The organism is Rhodococcus sp. OK519 (assembly GCF_003051005.1).
Taxonomy (GTDB): Bacteria; Actinomycetota; Actinomycetes; order Mycobacteriales; family Mycobacteriaceae; genus Prescottella.
Genome location: NZ_QAOW01000005.1, coordinates 109,331 through 135,497 on the forward strand (window position 1 = coordinate 109,331; position 26,167 = coordinate 135,497).

Below are 26,167 nucleotides of genomic sequence, written 5' to 3' on the forward strand. Positions count from 1 at the left end.
GGCTAACTGGTTCGTTACTCATGTAATGAACCATAGAAGTGTTGTCGAGGGTCCGTCAACCCATCGCTCTCGGCGTGCGCTCTTTCCGGTGTTCGCCCCGCAACGCGTGTTCGGCGCGTTTAAGCTGCGGAGCGATGTCAGAAGCCACCACTGGCCCGACGGTGAGGAAGTGTCGACGTGCGTAGAAGCTTCGGTATCGGAATGGGCGCGCGCCTTGCCGGTGGCTCGATCGTGGTGGCGCTGGCGCTTTCGGGGTGCTCGTCGAACGAGTCGGACACCGGAACCTCGACGTCGTCCACACCGACCACCACGAGCGCGGCGTCGTCGACGGTGGCGTTGCAGAAGCTCGACCTGGCGACGCTGGACGGCATCGTCAAGAGTGTCGCGGAGAACCTGCAGATTCCTGGCGCGGTTGCGATCCTCAAGACGCCGGACGGTGACCTGACAGTCAAGTACGGCACCGGAACTCGCGGACAGAGCAACCCCGTCGATCCCGCCGAGCACATCCGGATCGGCTCCAACACCAAGACCATGACCGGCACGGTGATCCTGCAACTGGTGCAGGAAGGCAAGATGGCGCTGACCGATCCGGTCTCGAAGTTCCGGCCCGACGTCCCGAACGGCGACAACATCACCATCGAGCAGTTGCTGGACATGCGCAGCGGGCTCTTCAACTACACCGAGACCGCCGAGCTCAACCAGGCCCTCGACGACGATCCGCAGAAGCAGTGGAAGCCCGAGGAACTGCTGGCGCTCGGGTTCGCGAACCCGCCGTACTTCCCGCCGGGGCAGGGCTACCACTACTCGAACACCAACATCGTGCTGCTCGGGCTCATCGCCGAGAGCCTCGACGGCAAACCGCTCTCGCAGATCTTCCAGTCCCGGCTGTTCGGTCCGCTGGGGCTGAGCGGGACATCGTTCCCGGCCATCGCCGACAGCTCGATTCCGGCACCCCACTCGCAGGGCTACGTGTACGGGACGAACATGGACACGCTGACCGACCCGGCGCTGCCCGAGCCGATGCAGGCCGCCGCGAAGGACGGATCCCTCCAGCCGAACGACGTCACCGACGTCAATCCGTCCTGGGCCTGGGCCGCGGGCGCTGCCATCTCCACCGCGAACGATCTGGTGACGTGGGTGCAGGCGCTGGTGGGCGGAAACCTGCTCGACTCGGATATGCAGGCCAAGCGCCTCGCCAGCGTGCAGCCGACGAGTCCGGACAGCGGATCCGCCCAATACGGTTGGGGCATAGCGAAAATGGGTCCGATGTTCGGGCATACCGGTGAGCTGCCCGGCTTCAACTCGTTCATGGGCCACGACCCCGTGAACAAGGTGACGTTGGTGGTGTGGGCCAACCTGGCTCCGGCCGCGAACGGCCAGGACCCCGCGACCACGATGGCCAGGGAGATCATCGGCAAGGTCTACCCCGCATAGGTGTCCGATTTCGTGACGTCGATCGCGTACCGTTTCCAGTCATGGAGTCGACGAGCGTTGCCGTGGGAAGTGGGACCGTGACGGTCCGTATCGGGGGACCGGAAAGTCGGCACACCGTGCTGCTGCTCCCCGATGCCGGCGCTTCCGCCGACGTCTTCGACGCCGTCTGCGCGCGTCTGCACGATTCGGATCTGCGGACCGTCGTTCCCGAGACCATCGACGGGCTCGACCAGCCGTCGGTGATCGCGATGCTCGACGAGCTGAAGCTGCCGTGGGTCAACCTCGTCGGCGCCGGTGCGGGTGCGGAACTCGCCTGGCAACTCGCTGCCAAGACGTTCGGCCGTTTCGCGAGTCTCATCGTCGCGGACCGCGGACACCCGGCCGTGCCGGGCGCGGACGGAGCGGTGATCGACGCTGCGTGCCCGGCGGTCGAGTTGCCCACGACCGTCGTCGTCGGCAGCTCACTGGGGCGACCGTGCGCCGACGCGAGTGGCCGCTACGCGTACTCGGAGTTCCGGATCGTCCAGCTCGACGGTGTCGACGACGTTCCTGTGAAGGCGGCTGCCGAGCTGGCGACCGAAATCGTCCTGCGCACCGGCTCCTGGTAGGCGCCCACCGCCCGGACGATTACATCTCGGGGACGGGCGGTCCCTAGACTCACCCGGTGCACGACACCCTCTCCACCCCGGCCGACACCACGTCCGTCCGCGCCGCGCTGCGTTCTCCCCGCCGACTGACGACCGAGGCCCTCGCCGGTCTCGTCACCGCACTCGCGCTCATTCCCGAGGTGATCTCGTTCGCGGTCATCGCGGGCGTCGATCCCAAAGTGGCGCTGTATACCTCGTGCATCATGGCGATGACGATCGCGTTCGTCGGCGGCCGTCCGGCGATGGTGTCGGCGGCGGCGGGAGCAACTGCCCTGGTGATCGCGCCACTCGTTGCATCGCACGGCATCGACTACCTGATCGCCGCGGTGTGGCTGGCCGGTGCGCTGCAGATCCTCTTCGCGGTCGGGGGCCTGGCTCGGCTCGTCCGGTTCATTCCGCGGTCGGTCATGATCGGGTTCGTCAATGCCCTCGCGATCCTCATCTTCAGTGCCCAGATGCGGCACCTGTTCGACGTCCCGTGGCTTGTGTACCCGCTGGTCGTGGCCGGTCTCGCGATGATCGTGGTCGTGCCCAAGCTGACGAAGGCAGTCCCCGCGCCGCTGATCGCGATCGTCGTCCTGACCGGCGTGGTCGCGCTGTTCGGGCTCGACGTTCCCGACGTCGCCGACCAGGGTGAGCTGCCGTCCGGTCTGCCGACATGGATGATCCCGGACGTCCCGCTCACGTGGGAGACGCTGACGATCGTCGCGCCGTTCGCGCTGGGCCTGGCACTGGTGGGGCTTCTCGAATCGCTGCTCACCGCAAAGCTCGTCGACGACATCACCGACACCCCGTCCGACAAGACCCGCGAGTCCTGGGGTCAGGGCGTCGCGAACATGGCGGGCGCGGCGTTCGGCGGTATGGGTGGTTGCGCGATGATCGGCCAGACCATGATCAACGTGAAGGAGGGGCGGGCCCGCACCCGGGTCTCGACGTTCCTCGCCGGCGCGTTCCTGCTGGTGCTGTGTGTGACGGTCGGCGACGTCGTCGGCTCCATCCCGATGGCCGCGCTGGTCGCGGTGATGCTGGTGATCGCGGTGACGACCTTCGACTGGCGCAGTATCGCGCCCCGCACCCTGCGGCTGATGCCGCGCAGCGAAACCCTCGTCATGGTGGTCACGGTCGTCGGCACCCTCGCCACCCACAACCTGGCCGTCGGCGTCATCGGTGGTGTGCTGACCGCGATGATCGCCTTCGCGCGGCGCGTGGCCCACCTGGCCGGGGTCGACATCGTCGACGAGGCCGGCGAGCGGATCTACCGGGTGTCCGGCCAGCTGTTCTGGGCGTCGAGCAACGACCTGGTGCACCGGTTCGACTACAGCGACGATCCGGACTCGGTGGTGATCGATCTGTCCGGCGCCGACGTGTGGGACGCGTCCACCGTCGCGACCCTCGACGCAGTGCAGGGCAAGTACGCGGCCCGCGGAAAGCGTGTGCGCATCGTCGGCCTCGACGGTGCGAGTCTGGCTCGGATCGAGAAGCTGTCGGGCCGACTCGGCTGAGCGACACCGACCGCTCGTCTCACAGATGTCGCCGTTCGTCGCCGTGCGTATACGTTCGATTTGAACTCGTCGCGGGCATCGCGTTAGCCTCCAAGCATTGGTGTGTCCGATGTCGGACCGTCACACGAACTCGTCCGGGAAGGTCTCCGATGCGCGGCCCTGCAGCAACCGTCGCCACCACGCTCATGCGTGGTTGTTGTTGCATGCGTCAGCGCTGAGACGAGACATCCTGCGCGACGGCACATTCCGTACCGTCCCGCCTCCCCGCGCATTGTCCCTCCCAACGGGCACCCACTCGTCGCAGCGCTAGTCCATCGCAGGTGCCCGTGGGGAAAGGACCCGTAGCATGACCGCACAGACTCTCCCGATCATCGATCTGGAGAACCTCGACGTCGACGCCCTCCGCCAGGTCACGCACGAGATCGGCTTCTTCTACCTGACCGGTCACGGCATCGACCAGCAGCTCACCGACGAGCTGATCGCCGCGGCGCGGACGTTCTTCGCGCTGCCCGAGGCCGCCAAGCTCGAGATCGAGAACGGCAACTCGCCGCACTTTCGGGGCTACACCCGCGTCGGCGGCGAGCGCACCCAGGGCTACATCGACTGGCGGGAGCAGCTCGACATCGGACCCGAGCGCGACGCCGTCGACCCGATCGACCCGGCCCGCCCGTGGGACGTGCTGCACGGCCCCAACCTCTGGCCCACCGCCGTCCCCGGTCTGCGCGACCTCGCGCTCGGGTGGTCGAGCCAGGCGCAGGATGCCGGGCTGCGACTGATCCGTGGGTGGGCGCAGTCGCTCGGTGCGCCGGCCGACTTCTTCGACACCGCCTTCGCCGACCCGGACCCACTGCTCAAGATCGCGCGCTACCCGGGCCACGACGGCTCCGTCACCGGCCAGGGCGTGGGCAGCCACAAGGATGTCGGTGCGTTGACACTGCTCTACCCGGAGCCCGGCAGCACCGGTTTCCAGGTGGAAACAGGCAGCCGGGGAGGCGGGACTGCCTGGCTGGACGTAGCCCCGATCCGTGGCCATCTGCTGGTCAACATCGGTGAGCTGCTCGAGGTCGCCACCGGCGGATATCTCAAGGCCACCGTGCACCGCGTGCTGCCGCCGCCGGCCGGCAAGGACAGGGTCTCGTTGCCGTTCTTCCTCAACCCCGGCTACGACCGGGCGTTGCCGACCATCCCGCTGTCACCCGAGCTCGCGGCCGAGGCGGCCGGGGTCGGACCGGACCAGCACGGCGGCACCCTGCACGCCCGCTACGGCCTCAACGCCCTCAAGTCGCGCCTGCGCGCGCACCCCAACGTCACCGAGCGGTACCACCGCGATCTGCTCGACCTGCCCGCCCTGCGCGGCTGACTGTCTCCACACACCGAAAGGCATCTCTCAATGTTCTTGCGCCGCACCGCTGTTCTCTCCGCTGCTGCCCTGCTCACCGCGGGCCTGGCCGCCTGCTCGTCGGGTAATGACGGGGAGACCCTGGTGATCTCCGCATCCAGCACCCCGCACGTCGAGATCCTCGAGCACATCGCCGACTCCGGCGTCCTCGGTGACGTCAAGCTCGACATCAAGCCGGTCACCGGCGAGATCGACCCCAACGAGCTGCTCGTTGCCGGCGACGTGCAGGCCAACTACTTCCAGCACGCCCCGTACCTCGCGGACTGGCAGAAGCAGAAGGGCGTGAGCGACCTCGTCTCCGTCGCCGGCGTGCATCTCGAGCCGATGGGCCTGTACTCGGAGAAGATCACCGCCGTCGATCAACTCACCGACGGCTCGACCATCGCGCTGCCCAAGGACACCACCAACTTCGCGCGTGGCCTCTACCTGCTCGAGTCGGCCGGACTGATCCAGATGGACAAGCCGTTCGCCGACGCCGACCTGTCGGTCGTCACGCAGAAGAACATCAAGGTCAACCCCAAGAACCTGAAGTTCGTCGAGATCGAGCGCTCGCAGCTCGCCCGCAACCTCGGCGACCCGCAGATCACCGCCGCGGTCATCAACTCCAACTACGCGATCGAGGCCGGGCTGGTGCCGTCCGAGGACGCGCTGCTGTCGGAGAAGGTCGAGAACAACCCGTTCGCGAACCTGCTCGTGGTCCGCACCGCCGACGAGAACGATCCCGGCGTGAAGGCGCTCGCGGAGGCGCTCGAGTCCCCGGCAACCGCAACCTGGATCCAGGAGAACTACTCCGGTTCCGTCGTCCCGGTCCACCCGGCCGGCTGATGATCACCGTCGAGAATCTGGTCAAGACCTTCCCCGCCGCCGGCGGAGCGGGGGAGGTCGCGGCCCTGCGCGGCGTCGATCTGCAGATCGCCGAGGGCGAGATCTTCGGCATCGTCGGGCCGTCGGGCGCGGGCAAGTCGACGCTGCTGCGGTGCCTGAACCTGCTCGAGCAGCCCACCAGTGGACGCATCGTCCTCCGCGGCGACGACCTGTCGCAGCTGTCGGGTGCCGGACTGCGTCAGGCGCGGCGCCGCATCGGCACCGTGTTCCAGCAGTTCAACCTGCTGCACTCGCGAACCGTCCGGGCCAACGTCGAGTTCCCGCTCGAGCTTGCCGGGATGAACCGTAAGCAGCGCCGCGCCCGTGCCGACGAGCTGATCGAGCTCGTCGGACTCGGCGGCAAGGAAAAGGCGTTCCCGTCGCAGCTGTCCGGCGGGCAGCAGCAGCGTGTCGGCATCGCCCGCGCGCTGGCATCCGATCCGGACGTGCTGCTGTGTGACGAGGCGACCAGCGCCCTCGACCCCGACACCACCGGACAGGTGCTCGACCTGCTGGCCGAGCTCAACCGCTCGATCGGCGTCACCGTCATTCTCATCACCCACGAGCTGGGTGTGCTGCGCCGCATCTGCACGTCCGCGGCTCGGCTCGAGGACGGCCGCATCGCCGAGACCGGACGGATCCTCGATCTGGTCGGCACGCCCGACTCGGTGCTGGGATCGGCGATCGTCCCCGTCGGAGAAGATCCGTCCGCGGGGGACGGCGCCGACACCGCGCTCGTCACCACGATCGGCGACGAGGCGCACGGGCCGTGGCTCGCGCAGCTCGTCCGCAAGCTCGACGTCGACATCTCGGTGGTCGGCGGCAGCGTCGAACAGGTCGCCGGCGTCACCGTCGGACGGCTGCGGTTGCGGTTCGGGCCCGACGTGAACCGGGCCGACGTCGACGCCTTCGTGGCCGCCCAGCCCGGCACCACCCTCGCCTGGGGCGCGGGGCAGGAAACGACCGGCGCATTGGCGCAAGGGGTAACCGCATGAACAAGCTGTCCTGGCAGGACTCCCTTCCCGAGGTGTGGGAGGCGACGCGGGAGACCCTCTACATGGTGGGAATCTCCTTCGTGCTCACCGTGGTCGGCGGTGTGCTGCTCGGCGTGATCCTGCACGTGACCTCGCCGAGCGGGTTGTGGCCGCAGCGCGCCGTCAACGCGGTGCTCGGTGCGATCGTCAACGTGTTCCGTTCGCTGCCGTTCCTCATCCTGATGATTGCGCTGATCAGCACGACCCGGCTGATCGTCGGCACCGCGATCGGCCCGACGGCCGCGATCGTCCCGCTGACGATCGGCGCGATCCCGTTCTACGCGCGCGTCGTCGAGTCGGCGCTGCGCGAGGTGCCCGTCGGCCGCGTCGAGGCCGCCCAGGCGATGGGCGCGAGCAACGGTCAGATCGTGCGGAAAGTGCTCCTGCCGGAGTCGGTTTCGGCTCTGATCGCCGGCGCGACACTGACCGTGGTATTGCTCGTGGGCTACTCCGCGATGGCCGGTGTCATCGGTGGCGGCGGGCTGGGTGACTTCGCGATCGTCTACGGCTACCAGCGGTTCAACACGCCGGTGCTGTTGGTCGCGGTCGTCGTGCTGATCGTTCTCGTGCAGATCCTGCAGTCCATCGGCGACGGCGTCGTCCGGGCGTTGAAGCACCGCAAGTAGAACCACGGACTCCGATCCTGAAGGATTCCTCTCGCCAGGCGACAGGAATCCTTCAGGATCGGGAATGACTGCTACGCCGTCTCGGCATCGGCATCGGCATCGGCATCGGCGTAGTGCGGAGTGTCGCGACGGCCGATCCCGTTGGCGCCTCGTACCGTCGTCCGCGACGAGGGGAGGCGGGCGCATGCTGAATGCGATTCGGGCGGGGTGGTTTCTGCTGGCGTGGATGTGCGCCGGCCTGGCGGTGCTGGCTGCGACCGGCTCGATGATGCAGATCACCGAATGTGAACTGGGATATCCGGACGCGGGAATCATGCCCGGCGAGGAATGCGACGAGTCGGTCGCGCGGACCTACGGGCCGGCGATCGTCGCCGTGCTGGCGATCCCGGCGCTACTCTGCCTGCTCCCCGCGGCGTTCCCGGAGCGCCTGCTCGCGGGGCTGATCGCAGGCACGCTCGTCGTGGGTTCGTTCGGCACGTTGTTCGCGTCCGCACCGCTGAGCGTGTTCGTCTACTTCGTTCCCGCTGCGGTGCCGGCAGTGGCTCTGGCGTTGTGGCACTCCTGGCTGCCCGACAGGCTCGACGCGCTCAGTTAGACCCGAGCGAGCTGAAGGAGCCGAGGGATCCGTTGCCGGAGGCGGGTGCGCACTCGGGGTCGTCCGATTCGTTCTCACACGCGAACACCTTGGTGATGAACGTGACCGCGTCCGCCTCGTTGGCGTACAAGCTTCCGATGTGATCGGCCGGATAGATTCTGAAGTCGGGCTGGGTGCCGGCAAGATTCATGTCCGCGATGAGTATGAGCGTCAACGGAAGCGGCACGGTCATGTCCCGAGCCCCTTGCGCGATCATCAGCGGCCGGTCGTACCCGGTGATCGGCACCCACAGGTAGTCCCGTAACGCCGCCATCAGTGCCGGTACGTCGAGCGAGCGCGAAAGCATCTGGGCCACGGAGACATCCGATGCAAGCCGGGCGAACTCCGCATAGGGCAGCTCCGGGGCCGCGTCGACCAGCGTGCGTCCGATCGGCGTCAGGAAGCTGTTGACGTCGACCTCGGGATGAACGTCGCGGAGTCCGGCGATCACGAAGGTCATGAAGTTGGTCAGCCCGGCGAGACCTTGCGGTGGGAACTCCGGGCCGGCCAGTGGGGCGAATGTCTCGATGTTCGACGGTACGCCGGCGGCGACCGCACCGCGGTAATCCAGTTCGGGCGCATACTCGGTCGCGGCGCGCGCAGTGAACACCGCCGCCTGCCCGCCCTCGGAGAGCCCGACGGCCGCCCATCGCGACGAGAGTCGGTCGTCGACGCCACGGGCCGCCCGCACCGAATCGATGACACTGTGCGCGGCGGATTCGCCGTGCAGGTAGGGCGGGACACCAGGAGTGCCCAGTCCGATGTAGTCGGTCGCGGCGACGGCGTAACCGCGGGCCAGCCAGTTCGTCACATATCGGCTGCTGCCGGAGTCGACCCCGTTGCGCGACGGGGCATCCGCGTCGGAGTTGCCGATGGTCCCATGCGCCCAGGCGATGACCGGCCAGCCCCCCGGCGGGGGAGTGCCGTCCGGGACGAACACCATTCCGGTACAGGGTGTTACTCCGCGCGGGCCCGTCGTCAGGTAGGTGATCCGGTACGCGGCGCCGGTGCCCGGCAGCCAGTGCGACCGGGGCAGCGGGGTGGACTCGAGGACGACCCCGGGTTCGCCGACAGCACGAGTGACGACCGGGACGGCCGACGCTGCGGGCGTGAGGACCTGCGGCGCGCTCGCGACCAGCGCGACAGCGAGCGCGGTGACGATACGGCGGCCCGTCCGGGAACCCATCATTCGCCGAATCTAGCTCAGTGCCAACGAGCGTCGAGGCGGTTCGGAGAACCCGACGTCCCCTGGACGGGCACGACCGATTCGGCTCAGATCTCCAGACCGAGCAGCGCGTTCTCGACCACCTCGGGCAGTGCCGGGTGGATCCAGTACTGCCCGGTGGCCATGTCGTCGGCGCACAGCCCGAAGCTCATCGCCTGGATCAACGGCTGGATCACGGTGGGCGCCTGGGCGCCGATGACGTGGGCGCCGAGGAGTCGTCCGGTGCCGCGCTCGGCGATTACCTTGCAGAAGCCCTCGTCGTCCTCCATGGCCCAGCCGTATGCGACGTCGCCGTAGTTCTGGACCTTGACGGTGATGTCGAGGCCGGCCTCGCGGGCCTGCTCCTCGGTCATCCCGACATCCGCGATCTGTGGATCGGTGAACACTGCGGCGGGCACGAACCGGTGATCGGTGCGACGCAAACGTGAGTTCGAGTCGACTGCAGTGTCGTTCCAAGCATCGTGGAGCAGGTTGTGCTGGACCACGCGCATCTCGTGGTTGGCGACGTGCTTGAGCTGGTACGGCGACGAGACGTCTCCGAGCGCGAACACCCCCTCGGCGGTGGTGCGCTGGTACTCGTCGACGATCACGCGGGCGGACTCGTCGACCGCGACGCCACCGAGCGCCGCGTCGAGCCGATCGCCGTTGGGGGTGCGGCCGACCGCGACCAGCAACTCGTCGCCGGCGACGACGGTGCCGTCGGACAGTTCGATCTCGATCCCGTTGCCGGACGCGCGGACCGCGATCATCGGATTGCCCAGGTGCACGTCCCACTTGCGCTGCGCGAGTTCGGTGAACCAGTCCGACACGTCCCGGTCGAGGTGGCGCAGCAGTCGGTCGCTGCGGCCGATGATCGACACCTGCACGCCGAGCGCCGAGAACACGTGCGCGAATTCCGCTGCGATGAAACCGGATCCGAGAATGACGAGGCGCTCGGGCAGCGCCGGCAGTCGCATGATGTCGTCGTTGGTGTGAAAGCGGACGCCGCTCTCGAGGATCTCGTTCGGGACGATCGGCCGCGAACCGGCGGCGATCACGACCTGATCGGCGGTGATCACCTCGCCGGTCCCGGTGTCGATGGTGCGCGGGCCGACGAAGCGGGCGTGGCCGCGGAACACCGTCACGTTCGCGCAGTCGTGGGTGCGGTAGCGTTCGCCGCCCGCCGAGATGGGATCGATCCGGCCGAACACGCGCTTGACGATGTCGGGCCAGCGCACGTCGTCGAGCGTCGCATCGATACCAAGCTTCGACGACTCGGTGATGGTCCGCGCCACCTCGGCGGCGTACACGTACATCTTGGTGGGGATGCAGCCCACGTTGAGGCAGGTGCCGCCGAAGGTGCCCTCCTCGAGGATCGCGACCTTCTTGCCGTCGTAGCGGTTGTCGAGGATCGAGTTGCCCGATCCGGTACCGATGATCGCGATGTCGAAATGCTTCACGCGGGTGCTCCAGTCTGTCGGTCGTCTAGATGGTGCGCGTCGAGCCAGGCCAGCCACAGATCGACCTCGTGGAAAGCCTCCGCGAGCGGCTTCGCGGTGGACAGGAACACGTCATGGCGGGCGCCCTCGATCGGCACGATCGTGGTGCGGTTACCCAGGCAGCCTGCCCACCGCGCGATCTGGTCGACGTCGAGGACGGCGTCGGCGGCGTCGACGGTGGGGTTGTAGCGCGATGCGAAGACCGTCCGCTTGGATCGCAGGATCAGCGACGGCACCCCGATGTCGAGACCGTGGTGCAGATCGGCGTGCCCTCGGCGGATCGCGCGGAGCCACCCGAATCGGATCGGGAACCCGGTCAGCGGCTTCCACTCGAGGTCGTACTCCCACTCACCGTTCGATCCGACGTGCAGGCTCGAGCCGTAGGTGTCGAGCTTCTGCCCGGGAATCGTGGTCTTGCTCGACACTCGGCCCAGCGCGTCGATCGCGGCCGACGTGCCGGCGGCGCGTAGGAGCGCCGGGCCCTGCAGGTCGAACCACGGACTGTTCAGGATGAGGCCCGACACACCAGCGCCCGCGGACCCGCCCGGCTTGCGCTCGAGACGGTCGAGCCACAGCGGCAGGATGAGACCCCCGGTCGAGTGGGCGACGAGGAGCACCTCACCTCCGCCGACCTGCTCGCGGACCAAGCGCAGCGCCTCGTCCAGTTCGGCGTCGTAGAGCGTCAGGTCCGTTACGAAGTGCGGGGTCTGCCCCGGCCGCCGGGAGCGCCCGCATTTGCGCAGGTCGAGGGCGAAAAAGGAGTAGCCCTGCTCGGCGAAATGTTCAGCCAGGTGCTGCTGGAAGAAGTAGTCGGTGAACCCGTGGACGTACAACACGGCCCGGGGCTCCGGCGTCGGCGAGGGCTGATAGCGGACCAGCGTGGCCGCGACCTCCCCCTCCCCGTCGGGGTCGGTACCCAAAGGGATTGTCAGCTGCTGGTATCCGTCGCCCAGGACGTCGGGAGCCCAAGTAGTCACGATCACACTCTATTGGGCGAACGAAGTCGTTTGCGAGGGGCACAATTGGGGAAGGTGACGCACAGGTAACCTAAGCGCCACAGGCGCGCGAAAAGCGGTCTGTCCACGCGATGTCTCCGAGCGGGCGATGCGTGCGAAACAGGTCGCGTGTGAACAGACCGTGTGAACAGACAAGGAAGTCGATTCTCCAGTGTCAGAGCAGAACGTAGTGGCGAAGACCGATGTAGTGCTCGTGGGTGCGGGCATCATGAGCGCAACGCTCGGCGCGATTCTGCGTCAGCTGCAGCCCGACTGGTCGATCACCACCTTCGAGCGACTCGACGCCGCCGCGGCCGAGAGCAGTGACCCGTGGAACAACGCGGGTACCGGCCACTCCGCCCTGTGTGAGCTCAACTACACCCCGGCCAAGGGTGACGGCGTCGACATCAGCAAAGCCGTCAACGTCAACGAGCAGTTCCAGGTCTCGCGCCAGTTCTGGGCGTACGGCGTCGACAATGGGATCCTCACCGATCCCAAGGAGTTCATCAACCCGATTCCGCACGTGAGCTTCGTGCACGGTGCCGACAACGTGAAGTACCTGCGTGCTCGCTACGAGGCGCTTGCCGCTCACCCGCTGTTCGCCGGCATGGAGTACTCGGAGTCGGAGGACTTCTTCGCCGAGCGTCTGCCCCTCATGGCGAAGGGCCGCGACTACTCCGACCCGGTCGCCCTCAACTGGACCGAGTCCGGCACGGACGTCGACTTCGGAGCGCTCACCAAGCAGCTCCTGGGTTACGTCGGTGGGTCCGGCGGCCAGGTGTTCTTCGGTCACGAGGTCCGCAACCTCACCAAGCAGTCCGACGGCAGCTGGCTGGTCAAGGTCGAGAACCTGCGCACCGGCGCCAAGAAGACCGTCAACGCCAAGTTCGTGTTCGTCGGTGCCGGCGGCGGTGCCCTGCACCTGCTGCAGAAGTCGGGCATCAAGGAGGCCAAGGGCTTCGGCGGTTTCCCCGTCAGCGGCCAGTTCCTGCGCTGCACCAACCCTGAGCTCATCGCCCAGCACCGCGCCAAGGTGTACGGCAAGGCCGCCGTCGGTGCGCCTCCCATGTCGGTGCCGCACCTCGATACCCGCGTCATCAACGGCCGGCAGGGACTGCTCTTCGGCCCCTACGCCGGCTGGTCGCCCAAGTTCCTCAAGAACGGCAAGGTTACCGACCTGCCCGGCTCGGTCAAGCCCAACAACCTGACGTCGATGCTCGGCGTCGGCCTGACGGAGCTGGGCCTGACCAAGTACCTCATCGGTGAACTGATGCAGTCGCCCGCCGACCGCATCGGCACGCTGCGTGAGTTCGTGCCGCGCGCCACCGGTGGCGACTGGGAGCTGATCACCGCCGGTCAGCGCGTGCAGGTCATCCGCAAGAAGGGCAACGGCGGCGTCCTCGAGTTCGGCACCGCGGTCGTCAACGCGGAGGACGGCACCATCGCCGGCCTGCTCGGCGCCTCCCCGGGCGCGTCGACCGCCGTGCCCGCGATGCTCGACGTCCTGCAGCGCTGCTTCCCGCGCGAGTTCCAGACGTGGACGCCCAAGCTGCAGCAGATGGTCCCGTCGCTCGGCCTGAAGCTGTCCGACAACCCCGACCTGTTCCAGCAGGTCTGGGACTGGAGCACCCGCTCGCTCGAGCTCGGTGAGGTTCCTGCGTCGGTGCCCGCGCATGCGGCGCCGGTCGTCGAGTCCGCCACCGTCTGACATTCAGCACAGCGCCGCGGCCCGGAGCATCGACTCCGGGCCGCGGCGCTGTGCTGTGGGCGGCACGGTAGGGTGCTGCAGCAGAGAAACGCTGCGGGGAAGTCCTGTGAGAAGCAGGCGCGGTCCCGCCACTGTGAGGGTGCACGTCGTACACCCGGAGCCAGAATGCCGCAACGTTTCGCAAGGCCAAGCTCTCGGCGAGGAAACCGAGGAGTGAAGGGATTCGATCGTTGCGTCACAGTCACGACCACGCAGGTAGCGATACCGCCGGTTACCCGTTCAGTGCAATCGTGGGGCAGGACCGCCTGCGGCTGGCGCTGATTCTCTGCGCCGTCCACCCCGGCATCGGTGGTGTTCTGGTGCGCGGCGAGAAGGGCACCGCCAAGTCCACCGTCGTCCGTGCGCTCACTGCACTTCTACCCGAGGTGGGTGAGGGCCGCCGCGCCCGACTCGTGGAGCTGCCGGTGGGGGCCACCGAGGATCGCGTCGTCGGATCCATCGATCTCGAGAAGGTGCTCCGCGACGGAGAGCGGGCGTTCCAGCCCGGGCTCCTCGCCGACGCGCATCAGGGCGTGCTGTACGTCGACGAGGTCAACCTCCTGCACGACCATCTGGTCGACGTGCTGCTCGACGCCGCGGCAATGGGCCGCGTGCACGTCGAGCGCGACGGTGTCTCACACTCGCACCCCGCCAAGTTCGTGCTGGTCGGCACCATGAACCCGGAGGAAGGCGAGCTGCGCCCGCAGCTGCTCGACCGGTTCGGCTTGGCCGTCGACGTGGCCGCGTCCCGAGACGTGGACGTGCGCATGCAGGTCGTGCGCCGACGTCTCGATTACGAGCGCGACCCGGATACCTTCGCGGCTCGTTACGCCGAGGAGGACGCCGACCTGGCGCGTCGAATCGCCGACGCCCGCGCCGTCGTGGACGCCGTCGAGCTGTCCGACACCGAATTACGCCGCATCGCGTCGGTGTGCGCCTCGTTCGACGTCGAGGGCATGCGCGCCGACCTCGTGCTCGCCCGCACGGCGACCGCGCACGCCGCATGGCGAGGCGCCGACACCGTCACCGAGGGGGACGTGCGGGTCGCGGCGGAACTGACTCTGCCGCACCGTCGTCGGCGTGACCCGTTCGACGAGCCCGGCCTCGACCCCGAGCAGCTCGACGACGCGATGGACAAGGCCGACGCCGACGCCCGCGCGCACGAGGAGCCCGAGCCGGATCCGGACCCCGACGGCCCCGGCAGTGGAGAGAGTCCCGAGGCCGGCGAGAGCCCCGAGTCTGCGAACGAGACCTCGAAAAGCGAATCGCCCGAACCGGATTCGTCCGCGCCCGGTGCGAGTTCCGGTTCCGAGCGTTCGGCCGGATCTCCGGGACCGCAGTTCCGGGCCCGCCTGCTCGAGATTCCCGGCGTGGGCGACGGAGCGCCCGGCCGGCGTTCCCGTTCCCGCTCGACCCGTGGCCGCACCGTGCGTTCCACGACCGAACGCGGAACCGGCCTGCATCTGGTGAACACGCTGTTCGCGGCCGCCGAACACCAGACCGCCCGCGGGCGTGTCGCCGGTCCGATGCGGCTGGGGCCCAGTGACATTCGTGGTGCGATCCGGGAGGGTCGCGAGGGCAATCTGGTGCTGTTCGTCGTGGACGCGTCCGGTTCGATGGCCGCGCGGGACCGACTGTCGGCGGTGACCGGCGCCGTCGTGTCGTTGCTGCGCGACGCCTACCAGCGCCGAGACAAGGTTGCCGTGATCACCGTCCGCGGCAAGGACGCCGAACTGGTGCTGCCGCCCACGTCGTCCGTCGATGTCGCGGTGCGGCGTCTGCGGGCGATGAAGACCGGTGGACGCACCCCGCTCGCCGAGGGGTTCCTGCGGGCGCGGGACGTCGTCCTGCGTGAGCGGGTGCGTGATCCGCGGCGCCGGGCGCTGGTCGTCTCGCTCACCGACGGCCGCGCGACCGGCGGGGCGGACGCGGTGCGCCGTGCCAAGCGGGCCGCGGGCATGCTCGCGGACACCGGTGTGGCCTCGATCGTCGTCGACTGCGAGACCGGGATGGTCCGACTCGGTCTGGCCGCCGAACTGGCGCGGGCCCTGCGTGGCGGCTGTGTGCGCCTGGCCGAGCTGTCGGCGCAGCAGGTGGCCGGTGTCGTTCGCGCTGCCGCCTGACCTCTGTGAACTGAATAGGTAAGCCCGAGAAAGGGACTGAACATGCCTCAGGGCGTACCCGAGAACGTGCCCGCCGACGGGCTCACCACCCGCCAGCGCCGCAACCTGCCGGTCCTCGCCGTCCACACCGGGCCCGGCAAGGGCAAGTCGACGGCGGCGTTCGGCATGGCTCTGCGTGCCTGGAACCAGGGCTTCGACATCGGTGTCTTCCAGTTCGTGAAGAGCGCGAAGTGGAAGGTCGGCGAGGAGGCCGCGTTCCGCACGCTCGGCGACCTGCACCAGAGCAGTGGCGTCGGCGGCGCCGTGAGCTGGCACAAGATGGGCGAGGGCTGGTCGTGGACCCGTAAGCAGGGGAGTGAAGAGGACCACGCCGCCGCGGCCCTCGAGGGCTGGCGTGAGATCGCCCGCCGACTCGAGGCCGAGACGCACCGCTTCTACGTGCTCGACGAGTTCACCTACCCGCTCAAGTGGGGCTGGGTGGACACCGACGAGGTGGTCGAGGTCCTGCGCAACAGGCCGGGCAACCAGCACGTCGTCATCACCGGACGGGACGCGCCGCAGGCGCTCGTCGATGCCGCCGACCTGGTGACGGAGATGGCCAAGATCAAGCACCCGATGGACGCCGGTCGTAAGGGCCAGCGCGGCATCGAGTGGTGACGACGGTGATTCGTTGAGTACCCCCGCCGTCGTCATCGCGGCCCCGGCCTCGGGCAGTGGCAAGACGACCGTCGCGACGGGACTCGTGGGCGCGCTGCGCGCCGCGGGAGACCGGGTGGCGCCGTTCAAGGTCGGACCCGACTACATCGACCCCGGCTACCACGCACTCGCCGCCGGCCGACCCGGCCGCAATCTCGACTCCGTGCTCGTGGGCGCCGACCGGATCGGCCCGTTGTTCCGGCACGGCAGCGACGACTGCGACATCGCGGTCGTCGAGGGCGTGATGGGGCTGTTCGACGGCAAGATCGACCCGGGATCGTCGGAGCCGTCCGCCGAGGGGTCGACCGCCCAGGTGGCAGCGGCTCTCGGGGCGCCGGTCGTGCTCGTCGTCGATGCCCGCGGCCACAGTCAGAGCCTGGCCGCTGTGCTGCACGGCTTCTCGACGTACGATTCGGCGGTCCGCATCGGCGGCGTCATTCTCAATCGGGTGGGCAGCCCGCGCCACGAGCAAGTGCTGCGGCAGGCGTGCGAGCGAGTGGGTCTGCCGGTGCTCGGTTCGGTGCCACGCCTGGCCGAACTCGAGGTGCCGTCGCGGCACCTGGGGCTTGTCCCCGCTGTCGAGCACGGCCGCGCCGCCATCGACGCCGTCGCCGCGATGACGGAACTCGCTGCAGCACACCTGGATCTGCCAGCGATCCGAGCTCTCGCGCGCTCGTCCGTCGACGCCGTCCCGTGGGATCCGGCGGCGGAGGTCGGGCCGGTCACGTCCGGTCCGCGACCGGTGATCGCGCTCGCCGGTGGTGTCGCGTTCACCTTCGGGTACGCCGAGCACCGCGAACTGCTCGAGGCCGCGGGCGCCGACGTCGTCACCTTCGACCCGCTGCACGACGAGCTTCCCGCAGGGACGGCCGGACTGGTGCTGCCCGGCGGCTTCCCCGAGGAGCATGCGGTGGCGCTGGCGTCGAACACGGCTCTGCTGCAGCAGGTTCGGCAGCTGGCTGCCGACGGTGCGCCGATCCATGCCGAGTGCGCGGGACTGCTGTACCTCACCCGCACCCTCGACGGCCACCCGATGGCCGGCGTGATCGACGTCGACGCGCGCTTCGGGAAACGTCTGACCCTCGGCTACCGGGAGGCCGTCGCGGTGTCGGACTCGGTGCTCTTCGACGCCGGCACCCGCGTCACGGGTCACGAGTTCCATCGCACCGCACTCGACGTCGGCGCTGTGGACGGTGCCGATCCGGCGTGGGGCTGGCGGGCCTGGGACGCCGGGGCCACCCGGGAGGGGTTCGTCGCCGGCGCGGCGGGCGCCGTCCATGCCTCGTATCTGCACACCCATCCGGCCGGGAATCCGCAGGCCGTCCGACGATTCGTGGAGGCAGCTCGTGAGTGAATTGTGTGTAGGCATCGGCGCGGGCAGCAGGGTGGGCGCGGCCGACATCGTCGCCGCCGTCCTCGACGTCTGCGGCGACGAGCAGGTGGGCGTCGTGGCGACCCTGGATCGGAAGGCCCCCCTGCAGCCCTTCCTGGACGCGGCCGAGGTTCTCGGTGCGAGGCTGATCGGGTACGCGCCGGATCGGCTCGCAGCAGTGCCCGTTCCCAACCCGGTGGGCGACGTCGCGGACTCCGTCGGCACGCCCAGCGTCGCCGAGGCGGCCGCGATTCTGGCCGCGAACGGCGGACCGCTGATTGTGACGAAGCACGTGACGAATGGCGTGACCGTCGCGGTCAGCCGTAGTGTTTCGTGATCTGTCGAGAAGACATCCGAATGATTCTGGAGAACGGGGAGACGAGTGTCTGCTTCCGCCGGTGACGAGACCAGCTACCTGGTCGGACTCAACCTGACGGACCGTCGTGTCGTGGTAGTCGGTGGCGGCACCGTCGCGCAGCGCCGACTCGGCCTGCTGGTCGCGTCCGGTGCCCGCGTGCACCTCATCAGCCGCGAGGTGACACCCGCGGTCGAGGGCATGGCGACGTCCGGGCAGATCACGCTGGAACTGCGCGACTACCGCGACGGCGATCTGGACGGCGCCTGGTACGCGATCGCCTGCACCGACGAGCGCGCCACCAACGCCGCGATCGTCGCCGAGGCGGAGCGCAGTCGTATCTTCTGTGTCCGCGCCGACAGCGCCCGGGAGGGCACCGCGGTCACCCCGGCGACCGGGATGTTCGACGGGCTGTCCATCGGCGTGCTGGCCGGTGGCGCGCACCGCCGCTCGGCCGCCGTCCGCACCGCGTTGCTCGAGGCCCTGCAGTCCGGCGCCGTGAGCGACACCGACGAGGCTCCCGCTCCCGGTGTCGCCCTCGTCGGCGGTGGGCCGGGTGACCCCGACCTCATCACCGTCCGGGGCCGCCGTCTCCTCGCGCGCGCGGACGTCGTCGTCGCCGACCGCCTCGCCCCGCCGGAACTGCTCGCCGAACTCGGTCCGCACGTGGAGGTGATCGACGCCGCCAAGATTCCGTACGGCCGCGCGATGGCGCAGGAAGCGATCAACGCCGCGCTTATCGACAACGCGAAGGCCGGCAAGTTCGTGGTCCGTCTCAAGGGCGGCGATCCTTACGTGTTCGGGCGCGGCTTCGAGGAACTCGAGGCGTGCGCGGCGGCCGGTGTCCCGGTGACCGTCGTCCCCGGCATCACGAGCGCCATCTCCGTGCCGTCGGCCGCCGGGATCCCCGTCACTCACCGCGGCGTCACGCATGAGTTCGTCGTCGTCAGTGGTCACGTTGCCCCCGACCACCCGGACTCGCTCGTCGACTGGTCGGCGCTCGCCAAGCTGCGCGGCACGATCGTGCTACTCATGGCGGTCGAGCGGATCGAGCAATTCGCCGCCGTGCTCGCCGAGGGCGGGCGCCCCACGGACACCCCGGTGACCGTCATCCAGGAGGGCACGCTGCGGACGCAGCGAGTGCTGCGAGCCGACCTGGCGACCGTCGCGGCGCGCGTCCGGGAGGAGAACATCCGCCCGCCCGCGATCGTGGTCATCGGCACTGTGGCCGGATTTTCCGCCGACGCTCGGTAACGTGAACTCTCGTGTCTGACTCCATCGTCGTGAAGTACCCCGTGACCACGCGCGCGTTCGGTCTCGCGATCGTCGTCCTCAGCGGAATGCAGCTGATGATGGTGCTCGACGGCACCGTCGCCTCGCTCGCGCTCGCCAAGATCCAGGAAGACCTGGGTCTCAGCGATTCCGGGCGTAACTGGGTCATCACCTCGTATGCGCTCACGTTCGGTGGCCTGATGCTGCTCGGTGGGCGGCTCGGCGACTCCTTCGGGCGCAAACGGGTCTTCATCAGTGGTGTGGCACTCTTCACGATCACGTCGCTGCTGTGTGGGCTCGCGGTCAACGAGGCCACGCTCATCGCGGCCCGCGCGCTGCAGGGCGTCGGCGCCGCGATCGCGTCGCCGACCGCTCTGGCGCTCGTCGCGACGACGTTCGCGCCCGGACCCGTGCGCAACCAGGCCATCGCGATCTTCGCGGCGATGACCGGTATCGGCTCGGTGCTGGGTCTGATCGTCGGCGGCGCACTCACCGAGGTGTCGTGGCGTTGGATCTTCCTCATCAATGTCCCGATCGGCCTGGTGATCCTGGTGTTCGCGTTCCGGGCACTGGCCGAGACCGGGGCCGAGCGCCTCAAACTCGATGTGCCGGGCGCGATTCTCGCGACCCTCGGCTGTACCGGTGTCGTCTTCGGGTTCACGGAGGGCCCTGAGATGGGCTGGGGCAGCGCACCGGTACTCGTCGGCGCGATCGGTGGACTCGTCCTTCTCGGCGCCTTCCTCGCGGTGGAGCGCCGCGCCGAGAACCCGCTGCTGCCGTTCTCGCTGTTCCGCAACCGCAGCCGGGTCGCGACGTTCATCTCGCTGGCCCTCGTCGGCATGGTGATGTTCTCGCTGGCCCCATTCGTCGCGTTGTTCGTGCAGGACGTCCTCGCCTACACGCCATTGCGGGCAGGCATGGCGTTCGTGCCGTTCGCGTTCGGGCTCGGCGCCGCCGCGTTCGTGGCATCCAAGGTCGCGGTGAAGGTCCAGCCGCGCTGGCTCGTCGTGGCCGGCACGCTCATCACGTTCGTCGGGCTGATGTACGGCTCGACGCTCGACGCGTCCGCCACCTACATCGGCAACCTGTTCATGCTTGTCGTCGGGGTCGGCTTCGGTGTCGGGCTCGCCGTGGTGCCGCTGCCGCTGTGCGCCATCGCCGGAGTCGGGCCGCACGAGATCGGGCCGCTCGCCGCCATCGCCCAGGTGGCGCAGACACTGTTCGGCCCGGTCGGTCTCGCGATCGTCGGCGCGATGGCCACGTCGAAGACCCTGTCGCTCGGAGGGGTGTCCGGTGTACCGGCGGCGGAAATGACTCCCGCCCAGCTCGATGCCCTCTCCAGCGGCTACACGTTCGCGCTGCTCGGCTGCGCGATCCTCGCCGCGCTCGCGGCCCTGGCCGCGCTGTTCATCCGGTTCACCCCCGAGCAGGTGGCTCAGGCACAGGCCGCCGAGAAGGCTGCGCAGGAGGCGTAGCCGACAGGCGCCGGCGCTCGGAGTCGGCTCGTTGCTCCTGGTGCAGCCGCTGCTCGTGCTGTCACTGATGTTCGCGTTGCCGCTCACCGCCCGCCTGTCCGGTCGGGCGGTGCGTCCGGCGGACTGGTGGTGGGCGGCCGTCTTGACTCTCGCGGTGGCGGTGCTCGTCGTCGTCGGCGACCCCAGGGCCGGAGCCCCGCGGGCCGAGACGTGGCATTGGGTGCTCGTCGTGGCGGTCGGTGTGCCTGCGCTCGTCTTGTGTCTGGTCGGTGCGCGCAGCGGGTCGCCGTCACGGCGCGCGCTGCTACTCGGACTCGCCGGGGGCGCACTGTTCGGCGTGGGCGCCGTGCTCACCAAGGCGGTCGTCCACCTGATCGCTCGAGGGCCGGTCCCGCTGCTCACGTCGCTGGAGCTGTACGTCCTCGTCGGAGTTTTCGGGGCGGCCGTCGCGATCCAGCAACTGGCGTTCCGGACGGGGGAACTGCAGGCGTCGTTGCCCGCGACGACGGTGACCGAACCGGCCGTCGCTGTTCTTGCGCTCGCACGCAGCGCCGCCGATCAGGAACGAGCTCTCGCGGCCGTCGCCGTCACGTCAGGATGATCAGTTCCGAATCCGACGCCAGTTCCACCCGCAGACCCGCCTTCGACGCGACGCGCGCGACGCCCTTGATGTCGGTGGGCTCGGCCCGGGTGACGGTGAGAGCCCGCGCGAGCAGGCCCTTGTGGTGTTTGTTGAAGTGGCTGACCACCTTGCGTGAGCCGTCCGGTTGCTCGGTGAGGACGGTGGCGATCATCGCGCCGGGGACCGGACCCAACTGCTGGTAGGTGCCCGAACGCAGATCGACGACGAGGCCACCATCGGCCTCCGCGGCCAGGGCGTCCGACAGTTCCGGCTTCCACAGTGACTGCAGCGTCCCGAGGCCGGGCAGCTTCGAGCCCCCCGACAGCCGGTACGCCGGGATGGGGTCGCCGGCACGCACCGCGCCGAACAGCGCCGAACCGATCGCGATCCGTCGGAATGCCTTCTCGCGCTGCACCTTCGTGAACGACGGGGCGTCGAGGGCGTCGAACAGCACGCCCGTGTACCGCGCGAGCGCGGGGCGGGTGGGAGACACCCACAGCTTGGCGTTGCGTTCGATCTCGTCGGCCTGTTTGGGGCCGAGGCCAAGCGCGAGGTTCGACGCCTCGGTATCGGTCGCCAGCTCGACGAGCGCCGCCACGAGCATCTCGCGGGTCTCGGTCAGTCGGGGCATCGACAGCTCGCCCAGGTCGAGCGGCGCACCCTTGCCGCCGTCGGACTTGGTCTCGGAAGGGGGAAGCAGCACCAGCACGATCGATAACCGTACCGGGGTCGGAAAAGAGGCCTGGCCTCCGCTCCGGAGAGCGAAGGCCAGGCTGTGGGGTATTCGGGTTCAGATCAGGCGCGACGACGCAGAGCCGTCAGCACCAGACCGGCGGCAATGGCGCCACCGATCGCGAGCGGAGCCACCGGCAGGCCCGAGCCCGAGCCCGAGTCGGACTGGACGCTGGCGGCGTTCTCGATCGGCGGAGCGTCGACGACGAGGTTCGCGGGGGCCACCGGTGCGAACGTGATCGGCGTCGTGGTGTCCTGGCTGCGGTCAGTGGAGCCGTGGGCCATGACGGTGTAGATCGAGCATGCGTTCACGTAGCAGTTCGAGGCGGCGTTGACCGCGGTCGCGGAGATGGTGGCCGTCCACGCGCCACCCACGATCTGGGTCTTGTTGATGAATCCGGTCGTGATCCATGCGCCGGCGTTCGTGGTCGAGTACTGGTCGTCCTGGACGATGCCGTAGTAGATGCCATTTCCGGCCGCGGCACCCTCGAAGCCCGTGCCGGACAAGGTGATGGTGTCACCCACGACCAGATTCGTGGTCTTGTTCGCGGTCACCGCAGGCCCGGAGGGCACGACCACCGGCGGAGCGAAGGTGACCGGCGTCTGGGTGTCCTGGCTGCGGTCCGTCATCGTGACGTGGTCGGCGAGTGTGAAGATCGCGCAGGCGTTCTCATAGCAGTTCGCATCACCCTTGATCGCGGTGGCCTTGAGCGTGGTGGTGAAGCCGCCTTCGACGATCTGGGTTGCCTTGATCCACTTGGTGGAGTGGAAGACGGCGCTGTTGGTGTTGGAGTACATGTCGACCTGCGCGAGAGCGACGTAAATACCCTGACCCTCGCGACCGAACCCGGTGCCGGTGACGGTGATGTCCTCGTCGTTCGTCAGGCCGGTCGTCTTCGACACGGTGACGGCCGGACCGGCCGGAACAACGGGCGCCGCGAAGGTGACCGGGGTCTTGGTGTCCTGGCTGCGGTCGGCGGAGCCGTGCGCTGCGATGGTGTAGATCGAGCAGGTGTTGGCGAGGCAGTCGGAGCCGTTCTTCAGGGCCTCGACGTCGATCGCGGCGCTCCAGGAGCCGCCGACGATGTCGGTCGACCTGAGCCACTTGGTGGTCATCCACGCGCCGGCGTCGGTGGCGGAGAACTTGTCGTCCTGGACGAGCCCGACGTAGATGCCGTCACCAGCGCCGGAGAACCCGCTGCCGGCGACCGTGACCGTCTCGCCGGCGGCGGCGATGTCGGTGGACTTCGAGACCGTCACCTGCGGCGCAGGGGCCTCGGGGCCGGGGTCGCTCGAGCCGAGGCTGCCGAGCGAGCCGAACGGACTGGTCTGCGCTGCGGCGACGCCCAGCGGCAGCGTGCAGGCGACGGTGGCGACGACCGCCACGACCGCGGACTTGGTAAACGCGCGCATCTTCCTACTTTCTGATGTGGTTCGCCGAGGGGTGGCGAAACTTAGGTAAAGCTAGCCTGTGTTCGCGGGTGAGTAAATAGTCTGGTTCGTTCGCCCTGGGGTGAAATTGCTTGTGCAGCAAGGCTTTCCGGCATGGATCGAGTGGGGGCATCCGTGACGGATGCCCCCACTCGAGTGGGAGATGCTAGGCCCGGCGGCGCAGCGCGACGGTGGTCGCGACCGCGAATCCGGCCCCGATGACGGCGCCGATCAGCAGCGGGATGATCCACGCGGTGCCGTCGGAGATCGCATCGGCGAGGTTGCGGACCGCGGAGTCGGACGTGTTCGACTCGTTCGCAGCGGAGGAGGTGCCGCCGTCGGTCGGGCCGCCGTCCGCGGTCAGGGCTGCGGCCGCGGCCTTGTCGGCGTTGGGGGCGTTGGGGTCGTCGCCGAAGCTCACCGGCGTCTGAGTGTCCTGGCTGCGGTCACTCGAACCGTGCGCGGCGACCGTGTAGATCGAGCACGCGTTCTTGGTGCAGTCCGAATCGCCCTTGACTGCCTGTACCTTCACCGAGGTCGACCATGCTCCGTCCTTGATTCGGCTGGGCGTGATGAACGCGGTCGTCATCCACGCGCCGGCGTCGGTGGTGGAGAACTTGTTCTCCTGGATCAGGCCGACGTAGATGCCGGGCTGTTCGCCCGAGAAACCGGTGCCTGAGACGGTGATCTCGTCGCCCTCGATCTTCAGGCCCTTGGCCTTGGACAGCGTCACGGCTGCGGTCTTCGCGGCGCCGGGAGCGCCGGCGGCATTGAGAACCGGGGGAGCGGTGACGGTACCCGGGGCGACGCCGCCGACGAAGCTCACCGGGGTCTTGGTGTCCTGGCTGCGGTCCGCGGAGCCGTGGGCCATGACGGTGTAGATCGAACACGCATTCTTGATGCAGTCGTATGCGCCCTGCGTCGCGATCATTTCGACCGGCAGGGACCAGTTGCCGCCGGCGATCTGCTCGGGCTTGATGAACGCCGAGGTCATCCAGACGGACGCGTCGGCGGCGGAGAAGATGTTGTCCTGCACGAGGCCGACGTACAGGCCGGGGGCAGCGCCGGAGAAGCCTGAACCGGAAACCGTCACCGTCTCACCGGCCGGATTGATGTCGCTCGCCTTCGAGAGGGACACCGACAGGCCACTGTTCGCCGTGAAGGTGGTGCCGGGTGCGGCACCCGCAGCGCCGGGGCCGGTTGCGGTCCCACCGGTCCCGGTCCCGGTTCCGCCGCCGCCGGTGACCGGGGGTGCGGTGCCGACGAAGCTGATCTTGGTCTTGGTGTCCTGGCTGCGGTCCGACGAGCCGTGCGCGGCGAGCGTGTAGAGGGCGCACTCGTTGTTGATGCAGTCGCCGTTGGCGAACGCGCCGACGACGTCGATCTTCGTCGAGAATGAACCGCCCGGCATGTCGGCCGGCTTGATGTACTTCGTGCCGTAGAACATGTCGGCGTTGGAGGAGGAGTACTTGTTGGTCTGGGCGATCCCGACATAGATACCCATGCCGGCCGTCGAGAAGCCGCTGCCGCGCACCGAGATCGAGTCACCGGCGGCGTTGAGGCCGGTCGTCTTGCTTGCGTTGACTCGGGGGCCACTGCCGGTCACAGGCGGTGTGGTGGCGGGCGGCGCCGACGTGGTCGTCGTCGGCGGCTTGGTGGTCGTCGTGGTGGGCGGCTTCGTCGTCGTGGTCGGCGGCGTTGTGGTCGGCGGCGTTGTGGTCGTGGTCGGGGGTGTCGTCGTGGTGGTGGGCGGCACCGTGGTGGTGGTGGTCGGCGGCGCGGTGGTCGTCGTCGGCGTGACGGACGCGAACGTCACCGGGGTCTTGGTGTCCTGGCTGCGGTCCGGGGATCCGTGTGCTGCGACGGTGTAGATCGAGCACGTGTTCTGGGTGCAGTCGGAGGTGCCCTTGGCGGCGACCACCTGGACGTTCGTCGACCACACGCCGCTCTTGATGTCGGCCGACTTGATGAACGCCATGGTCATCCAGGCGCCGGCGTCTGTCGCGGAGTACTTGTCATCTTGGACGAGGCCGACGTAGATCCCGGGGGCTGCGCCCGAGAAGCCCGCGCCCGAGACGGTGATCGTGTCGCCGTCCTTCAGCCCGGTCTTCTTCGTGACGCTCGTGGTCGGGGTTCCGGCCGCTGCTCGAACGGTGGGACCCGCACCGGTCGTCACCGGAGCGCTGGAAACCGCCTGGACGGCAGCGGCGTTATCGCCGGGGGTATCGGGGGCAGCAATTGCGATGCCCACCGGCGTCGTCAATGCCACGGCGACCGCCATGGTCGCGAACGCAGCTCTGCGGAACGCGCGCATCTTCCTTCTTCCTGGTCACAGCCGCGGTTGCGGCGCCACGAGGCGATCGAACATCGAGTGAGGTAAGCCTATGATCGCCTAGGCGAGCCTAAGCTACCTCGAGTTTCGCCCGATGTGTTGAGTTTCGTGTTCGGAGTGCGCTTCTCGGCCCTTGTGGCAGCTGTCCGCTCCCGATGGTCGTACGCGATCG

The 26,167-nt window shown here is 68.6% G+C and carries 22 protein-coding genes and 1 riboswitch; of the genes, 16 read left to right on the forward strand and 6 right to left on the reverse strand.

Translation table 11 applies throughout. The annotated features are described in order from the left end of the window. Positions 1 to 177 precede the first annotated feature (177 nt). The 8 genes from C8K36_RS14970 to C8K36_RS15005 all read left to right on the forward strand — a co-directional run bounded on the left by C8K36_RS14970 (position 178) and on the right by C8K36_RS15005 (position 8,101). Complete coding sequence (locus C8K36_RS14970) at positions 178 to 1,434, forward strand: serine hydrolase domain-containing protein (RefSeq protein WP_420910896.1); 1,257 nt, start codon at positions 178 to 180, stop codon at positions 1,432 to 1,434. Positions 1,435 to 1,475: 41 nt separating this feature from the next. After that, positions 1,476 to 2,042 (forward strand): alpha/beta fold hydrolase, encoded by a 567-nt coding sequence (locus tag C8K36_RS14975; RefSeq protein WP_107985307.1) that lies wholly within the window; start codon positions 1,476 to 1,478, stop codon positions 2,040 to 2,042. A gap of 56 nt (positions 2,043 to 2,098) precedes the next feature. After that, the gene (locus C8K36_RS14980) at positions 2,099 to 3,583 is read left to right on the forward strand and encodes a SulP family inorganic anion transporter (RefSeq protein WP_107985308.1); all 1,485 of its coding nucleotides are present in this window, start codon (positions 2,099 to 2,101) and stop codon (positions 3,581 to 3,583) included. 346 nt (positions 3,584 to 3,929) lie between these two features. Further along, positions 3,930 to 4,943 carry an isopenicillin N synthase family dioxygenase gene (locus tag C8K36_RS14985; RefSeq protein WP_107985309.1) on the forward strand — a complete coding sequence of 338 codons (1,014 nt, stop codon included), beginning with the start codon at positions 3,930 to 3,932 and terminating at the stop codon, positions 4,941 to 4,943. Between the two features lie 30 nt (positions 4,944 to 4,973). Beyond that, complete coding sequence (locus C8K36_RS14990) at positions 4,974 to 5,807, forward strand: MetQ/NlpA family ABC transporter substrate-binding protein (RefSeq protein WP_107985310.1); 834 nt, start codon at positions 4,974 to 4,976, stop codon at positions 5,805 to 5,807. Continuing rightward, positions 5,807 to 6,841, forward strand: coding sequence for a methionine ABC transporter ATP-binding protein (locus C8K36_RS14995; protein ID WP_107985311.1), 1,035 nt, complete (start codon positions 5,807 to 5,809; stop codon positions 6,839 to 6,841). The genes C8K36_RS14990 and C8K36_RS14995 overlap by 1 nt, the downstream gene beginning before the upstream one ends. Next, positions 6,838 to 7,506: a methionine ABC transporter permease gene (locus C8K36_RS15000; protein ID WP_107985312.1), complete on the forward strand. Its 669-nt coding sequence runs from the start codon at positions 6,838 to 6,840 to the stop codon at positions 7,504 to 7,506. The genes C8K36_RS14995 and C8K36_RS15000 overlap by 4 nt, the downstream gene beginning before the upstream one ends. 184 nt (positions 7,507 to 7,690) lie before the next feature. Next, on the forward strand, positions 7,691 to 8,101 hold the full coding sequence (locus C8K36_RS15005) for a hypothetical protein (protein ID WP_107985313.1): 411 nt from the start codon (positions 7,691 to 7,693) through the stop codon (positions 8,099 to 8,101). Here C8K36_RS15005 and C8K36_RS15010 read toward each other — a convergent pair. The 3 genes from C8K36_RS15010 to C8K36_RS15020 form a co-directional block, all read right to left on the reverse strand. Beyond that, entirely contained in the window at positions 8,094 to 9,326 is a 1,233-nt protein-coding gene (locus C8K36_RS15010; RefSeq protein ID WP_107985516.1) for a lipase family protein, read from the reverse strand. The genes C8K36_RS15005 and C8K36_RS15010 overlap by 8 nt on opposite strands. Before the next feature lie 86 nt (positions 9,327 to 9,412). After that, positions 9,413 to 10,804 (reverse strand): mycothione reductase, encoded by a 1,392-nt coding sequence (gene mtr, locus C8K36_RS15015; protein ID WP_107985314.1) that lies wholly within the window; start codon positions 10,802 to 10,804, stop codon positions 9,413 to 9,415. Continuing rightward, on the reverse strand, positions 10,801 to 11,820 hold the full coding sequence (locus C8K36_RS15020) for an alpha/beta hydrolase (RefSeq protein WP_181319569.1): 1,020 nt from the start codon (positions 11,818 to 11,820) through the stop codon (positions 10,801 to 10,803). Before C8K36_RS15020 ends, mtr begins: the two co-directional genes overlap by 4 nt. Positions 11,821 to 12,010: 190 nt before the next feature. On the opposite strand from C8K36_RS15020, the gene mqo reads away from it, so the two are divergent. The 8 genes from mqo (at position 12,011) to C8K36_RS15060 (ending at position 21,479) form a co-directional block, all read left to right on the forward strand. Continuing rightward, entirely contained in the window at positions 12,011 to 13,546 is a 1,536-nt protein-coding gene (gene mqo, locus C8K36_RS15025; protein ID WP_181319570.1) for a malate dehydrogenase (quinone), read from the forward strand. Positions 13,547 to 13,642: 96 nt separating this feature from the next. Further along, positions 13,643 to 13,754: riboswitch (cobalamin riboswitch) on the forward strand. Positions 13,755 to 13,776: 22 nt separating this feature from the next. Beyond that, positions 13,777 to 15,708 carry a magnesium chelatase subunit D family protein gene (locus C8K36_RS15030; protein WP_107985317.1) on the forward strand — a complete coding sequence of 644 codons (1,932 nt, stop codon included), beginning with the start codon at positions 13,777 to 13,779 and terminating at the stop codon, positions 15,706 to 15,708. A gap of 42 nt (positions 15,709 to 15,750) precedes the next feature. Next, complete coding sequence (gene cobO, locus C8K36_RS15035) at positions 15,751 to 16,365, forward strand: cob(I)yrinic acid a,c-diamide adenosyltransferase (RefSeq protein WP_107985318.1); 615 nt, start codon at positions 15,751 to 15,753, stop codon at positions 16,363 to 16,365. A 13-nt stretch (positions 16,366 to 16,378) separates the two neighbouring features. After that, positions 16,379 to 17,758, forward strand: coding sequence for a cobyrinate a,c-diamide synthase (locus C8K36_RS15040; RefSeq protein ID WP_107985319.1), 1,380 nt, complete (start codon positions 16,379 to 16,381; stop codon positions 17,756 to 17,758). Further along, positions 17,751 to 18,113 carry a cobalamin biosynthesis protein gene (locus tag C8K36_RS15045; RefSeq protein WP_107985320.1) on the forward strand — a complete coding sequence of 121 codons (363 nt, stop codon included), beginning with the start codon at positions 17,751 to 17,753 and terminating at the stop codon, positions 18,111 to 18,113. The genes C8K36_RS15040 and C8K36_RS15045 overlap by 8 nt, the downstream gene beginning before the upstream one ends. Positions 18,114 to 18,158: 45 nt before the next feature. Beyond that, entirely contained in the window at positions 18,159 to 19,385 is a 1,227-nt protein-coding gene (gene cobA, locus C8K36_RS15050; protein ID WP_107985321.1) for a uroporphyrinogen-III C-methyltransferase, read from the forward strand. A gap of 86 nt (positions 19,386 to 19,471) precedes the next feature. After that, positions 19,472 to 20,878 (forward strand): MFS transporter, encoded by a 1,407-nt coding sequence (locus tag C8K36_RS15055; RefSeq protein WP_258195443.1) that lies wholly within the window; start codon positions 19,472 to 19,474, stop codon positions 20,876 to 20,878. Next, entirely contained in the window at positions 20,862 to 21,479 is a 618-nt protein-coding gene (locus C8K36_RS15060) for a DMT family transporter (protein ID WP_181319587.1), read from the forward strand. Before C8K36_RS15055 ends, C8K36_RS15060 begins: the two co-directional genes overlap by 17 nt. On the opposite strand, the gene yaaA is transcribed toward C8K36_RS15060, so the two are convergent. From yaaA to C8K36_RS15075, 3 genes are all read right to left on the reverse strand, one after another. Further along, the gene (gene yaaA, locus C8K36_RS15065; protein WP_107985322.1) at positions 21,466 to 22,209 is read right to left on the reverse strand and encodes a peroxide stress protein YaaA; all 744 of its coding nucleotides are present in this window, start codon (positions 22,207 to 22,209) and stop codon (positions 21,466 to 21,468) included. The two genes, C8K36_RS15060 and yaaA, sit on opposite strands and share 14 nt — an antisense overlap. A gap of 86 nt (positions 22,210 to 22,295) precedes the next feature. Beyond that, positions 22,296 to 23,645 carry a hypothetical protein gene (locus C8K36_RS15070; protein ID WP_107985323.1) on the reverse strand — a complete coding sequence of 450 codons (1,350 nt, stop codon included), beginning with the start codon at positions 23,643 to 23,645 and terminating at the stop codon, positions 22,296 to 22,298. A 184-nt stretch (positions 23,646 to 23,829) separates the two neighbouring features. After that, complete coding sequence (locus tag C8K36_RS15075; protein WP_181319572.1) at positions 23,830 to 25,977, reverse strand: hypothetical protein; 2,148 nt, start codon at positions 25,975 to 25,977, stop codon at positions 23,830 to 23,832. Positions 25,978 to 26,167 lie beyond the last annotated feature (190 nt).

What these genes read in the sequence shown, in the direction of transcription:
- C8K36_RS14975 (WP_107985307.1), top strand. Translation starts at nt 1,476, where the DNA reads ATGGAGTCGACGAGCGTTGCCGTGGGAAGTGGGACCGTGACGGTCCGT.
- C8K36_RS14985 (WP_107985309.1), top strand. Translation starts at nt 3,930, where the DNA reads ATGACCGCACAGACTCTCCCGATCATCGATCTGGAGAACCTCGACGTC.
- C8K36_RS14990 (WP_107985310.1), top strand. Translation starts at nt 4,974, where the DNA reads ATGTTCTTGCGCCGCACCGCTGTTCTCTCCGCTGCTGCCCTGCTCACC.
- C8K36_RS14995 (WP_107985311.1), top strand. Translation starts at nt 5,807, where the DNA reads ATGATCACCGTCGAGAATCTGGTCAAGACCTTCCCCGCCGCCGGCGGA.
- C8K36_RS15000 (WP_107985312.1), top strand. Translation starts at nt 6,838, where the DNA reads ATGAACAAGCTGTCCTGGCAGGACTCCCTTCCCGAGGTGTGGGAGGCG.
- C8K36_RS15005 (WP_107985313.1), top strand. Translation starts at nt 7,691, where the DNA reads ATGCTGAATGCGATTCGGGCGGGGTGGTTTCTGCTGGCGTGGATGTGC.
- C8K36_RS15010 (WP_107985516.1), bottom strand. Translation starts at nt 9,326, where the DNA reads ATGGGTTCCCGGACGGGCCGCCGTATCGTCACCGCGCTCGCTGTCGCG.
- cobO (WP_107985318.1), top strand. Translation starts at nt 15,751, where the DNA reads ATGCCTCAGGGCGTACCCGAGAACGTGCCCGCCGACGGGCTCACCACC.
- C8K36_RS15055 (WP_258195443.1), top strand. Translation starts at nt 19,472, where the DNA reads ATGCAGCTGATGATGGTGCTCGACGGCACCGTCGCCTCGCTCGCGCTC.
- C8K36_RS15070 (WP_107985323.1), bottom strand. Translation starts at nt 23,645, where the DNA reads ATGCGCGCGTTTACCAAGTCCGCGGTCGTGGCGGTCGTCGCCACCGTC.
- C8K36_RS15075 (WP_181319572.1), bottom strand. Translation starts at nt 25,977, where the DNA reads ATGCGCGCGTTCCGCAGAGCTGCGTTCGCGACCATGGCGGTCGCCGTG.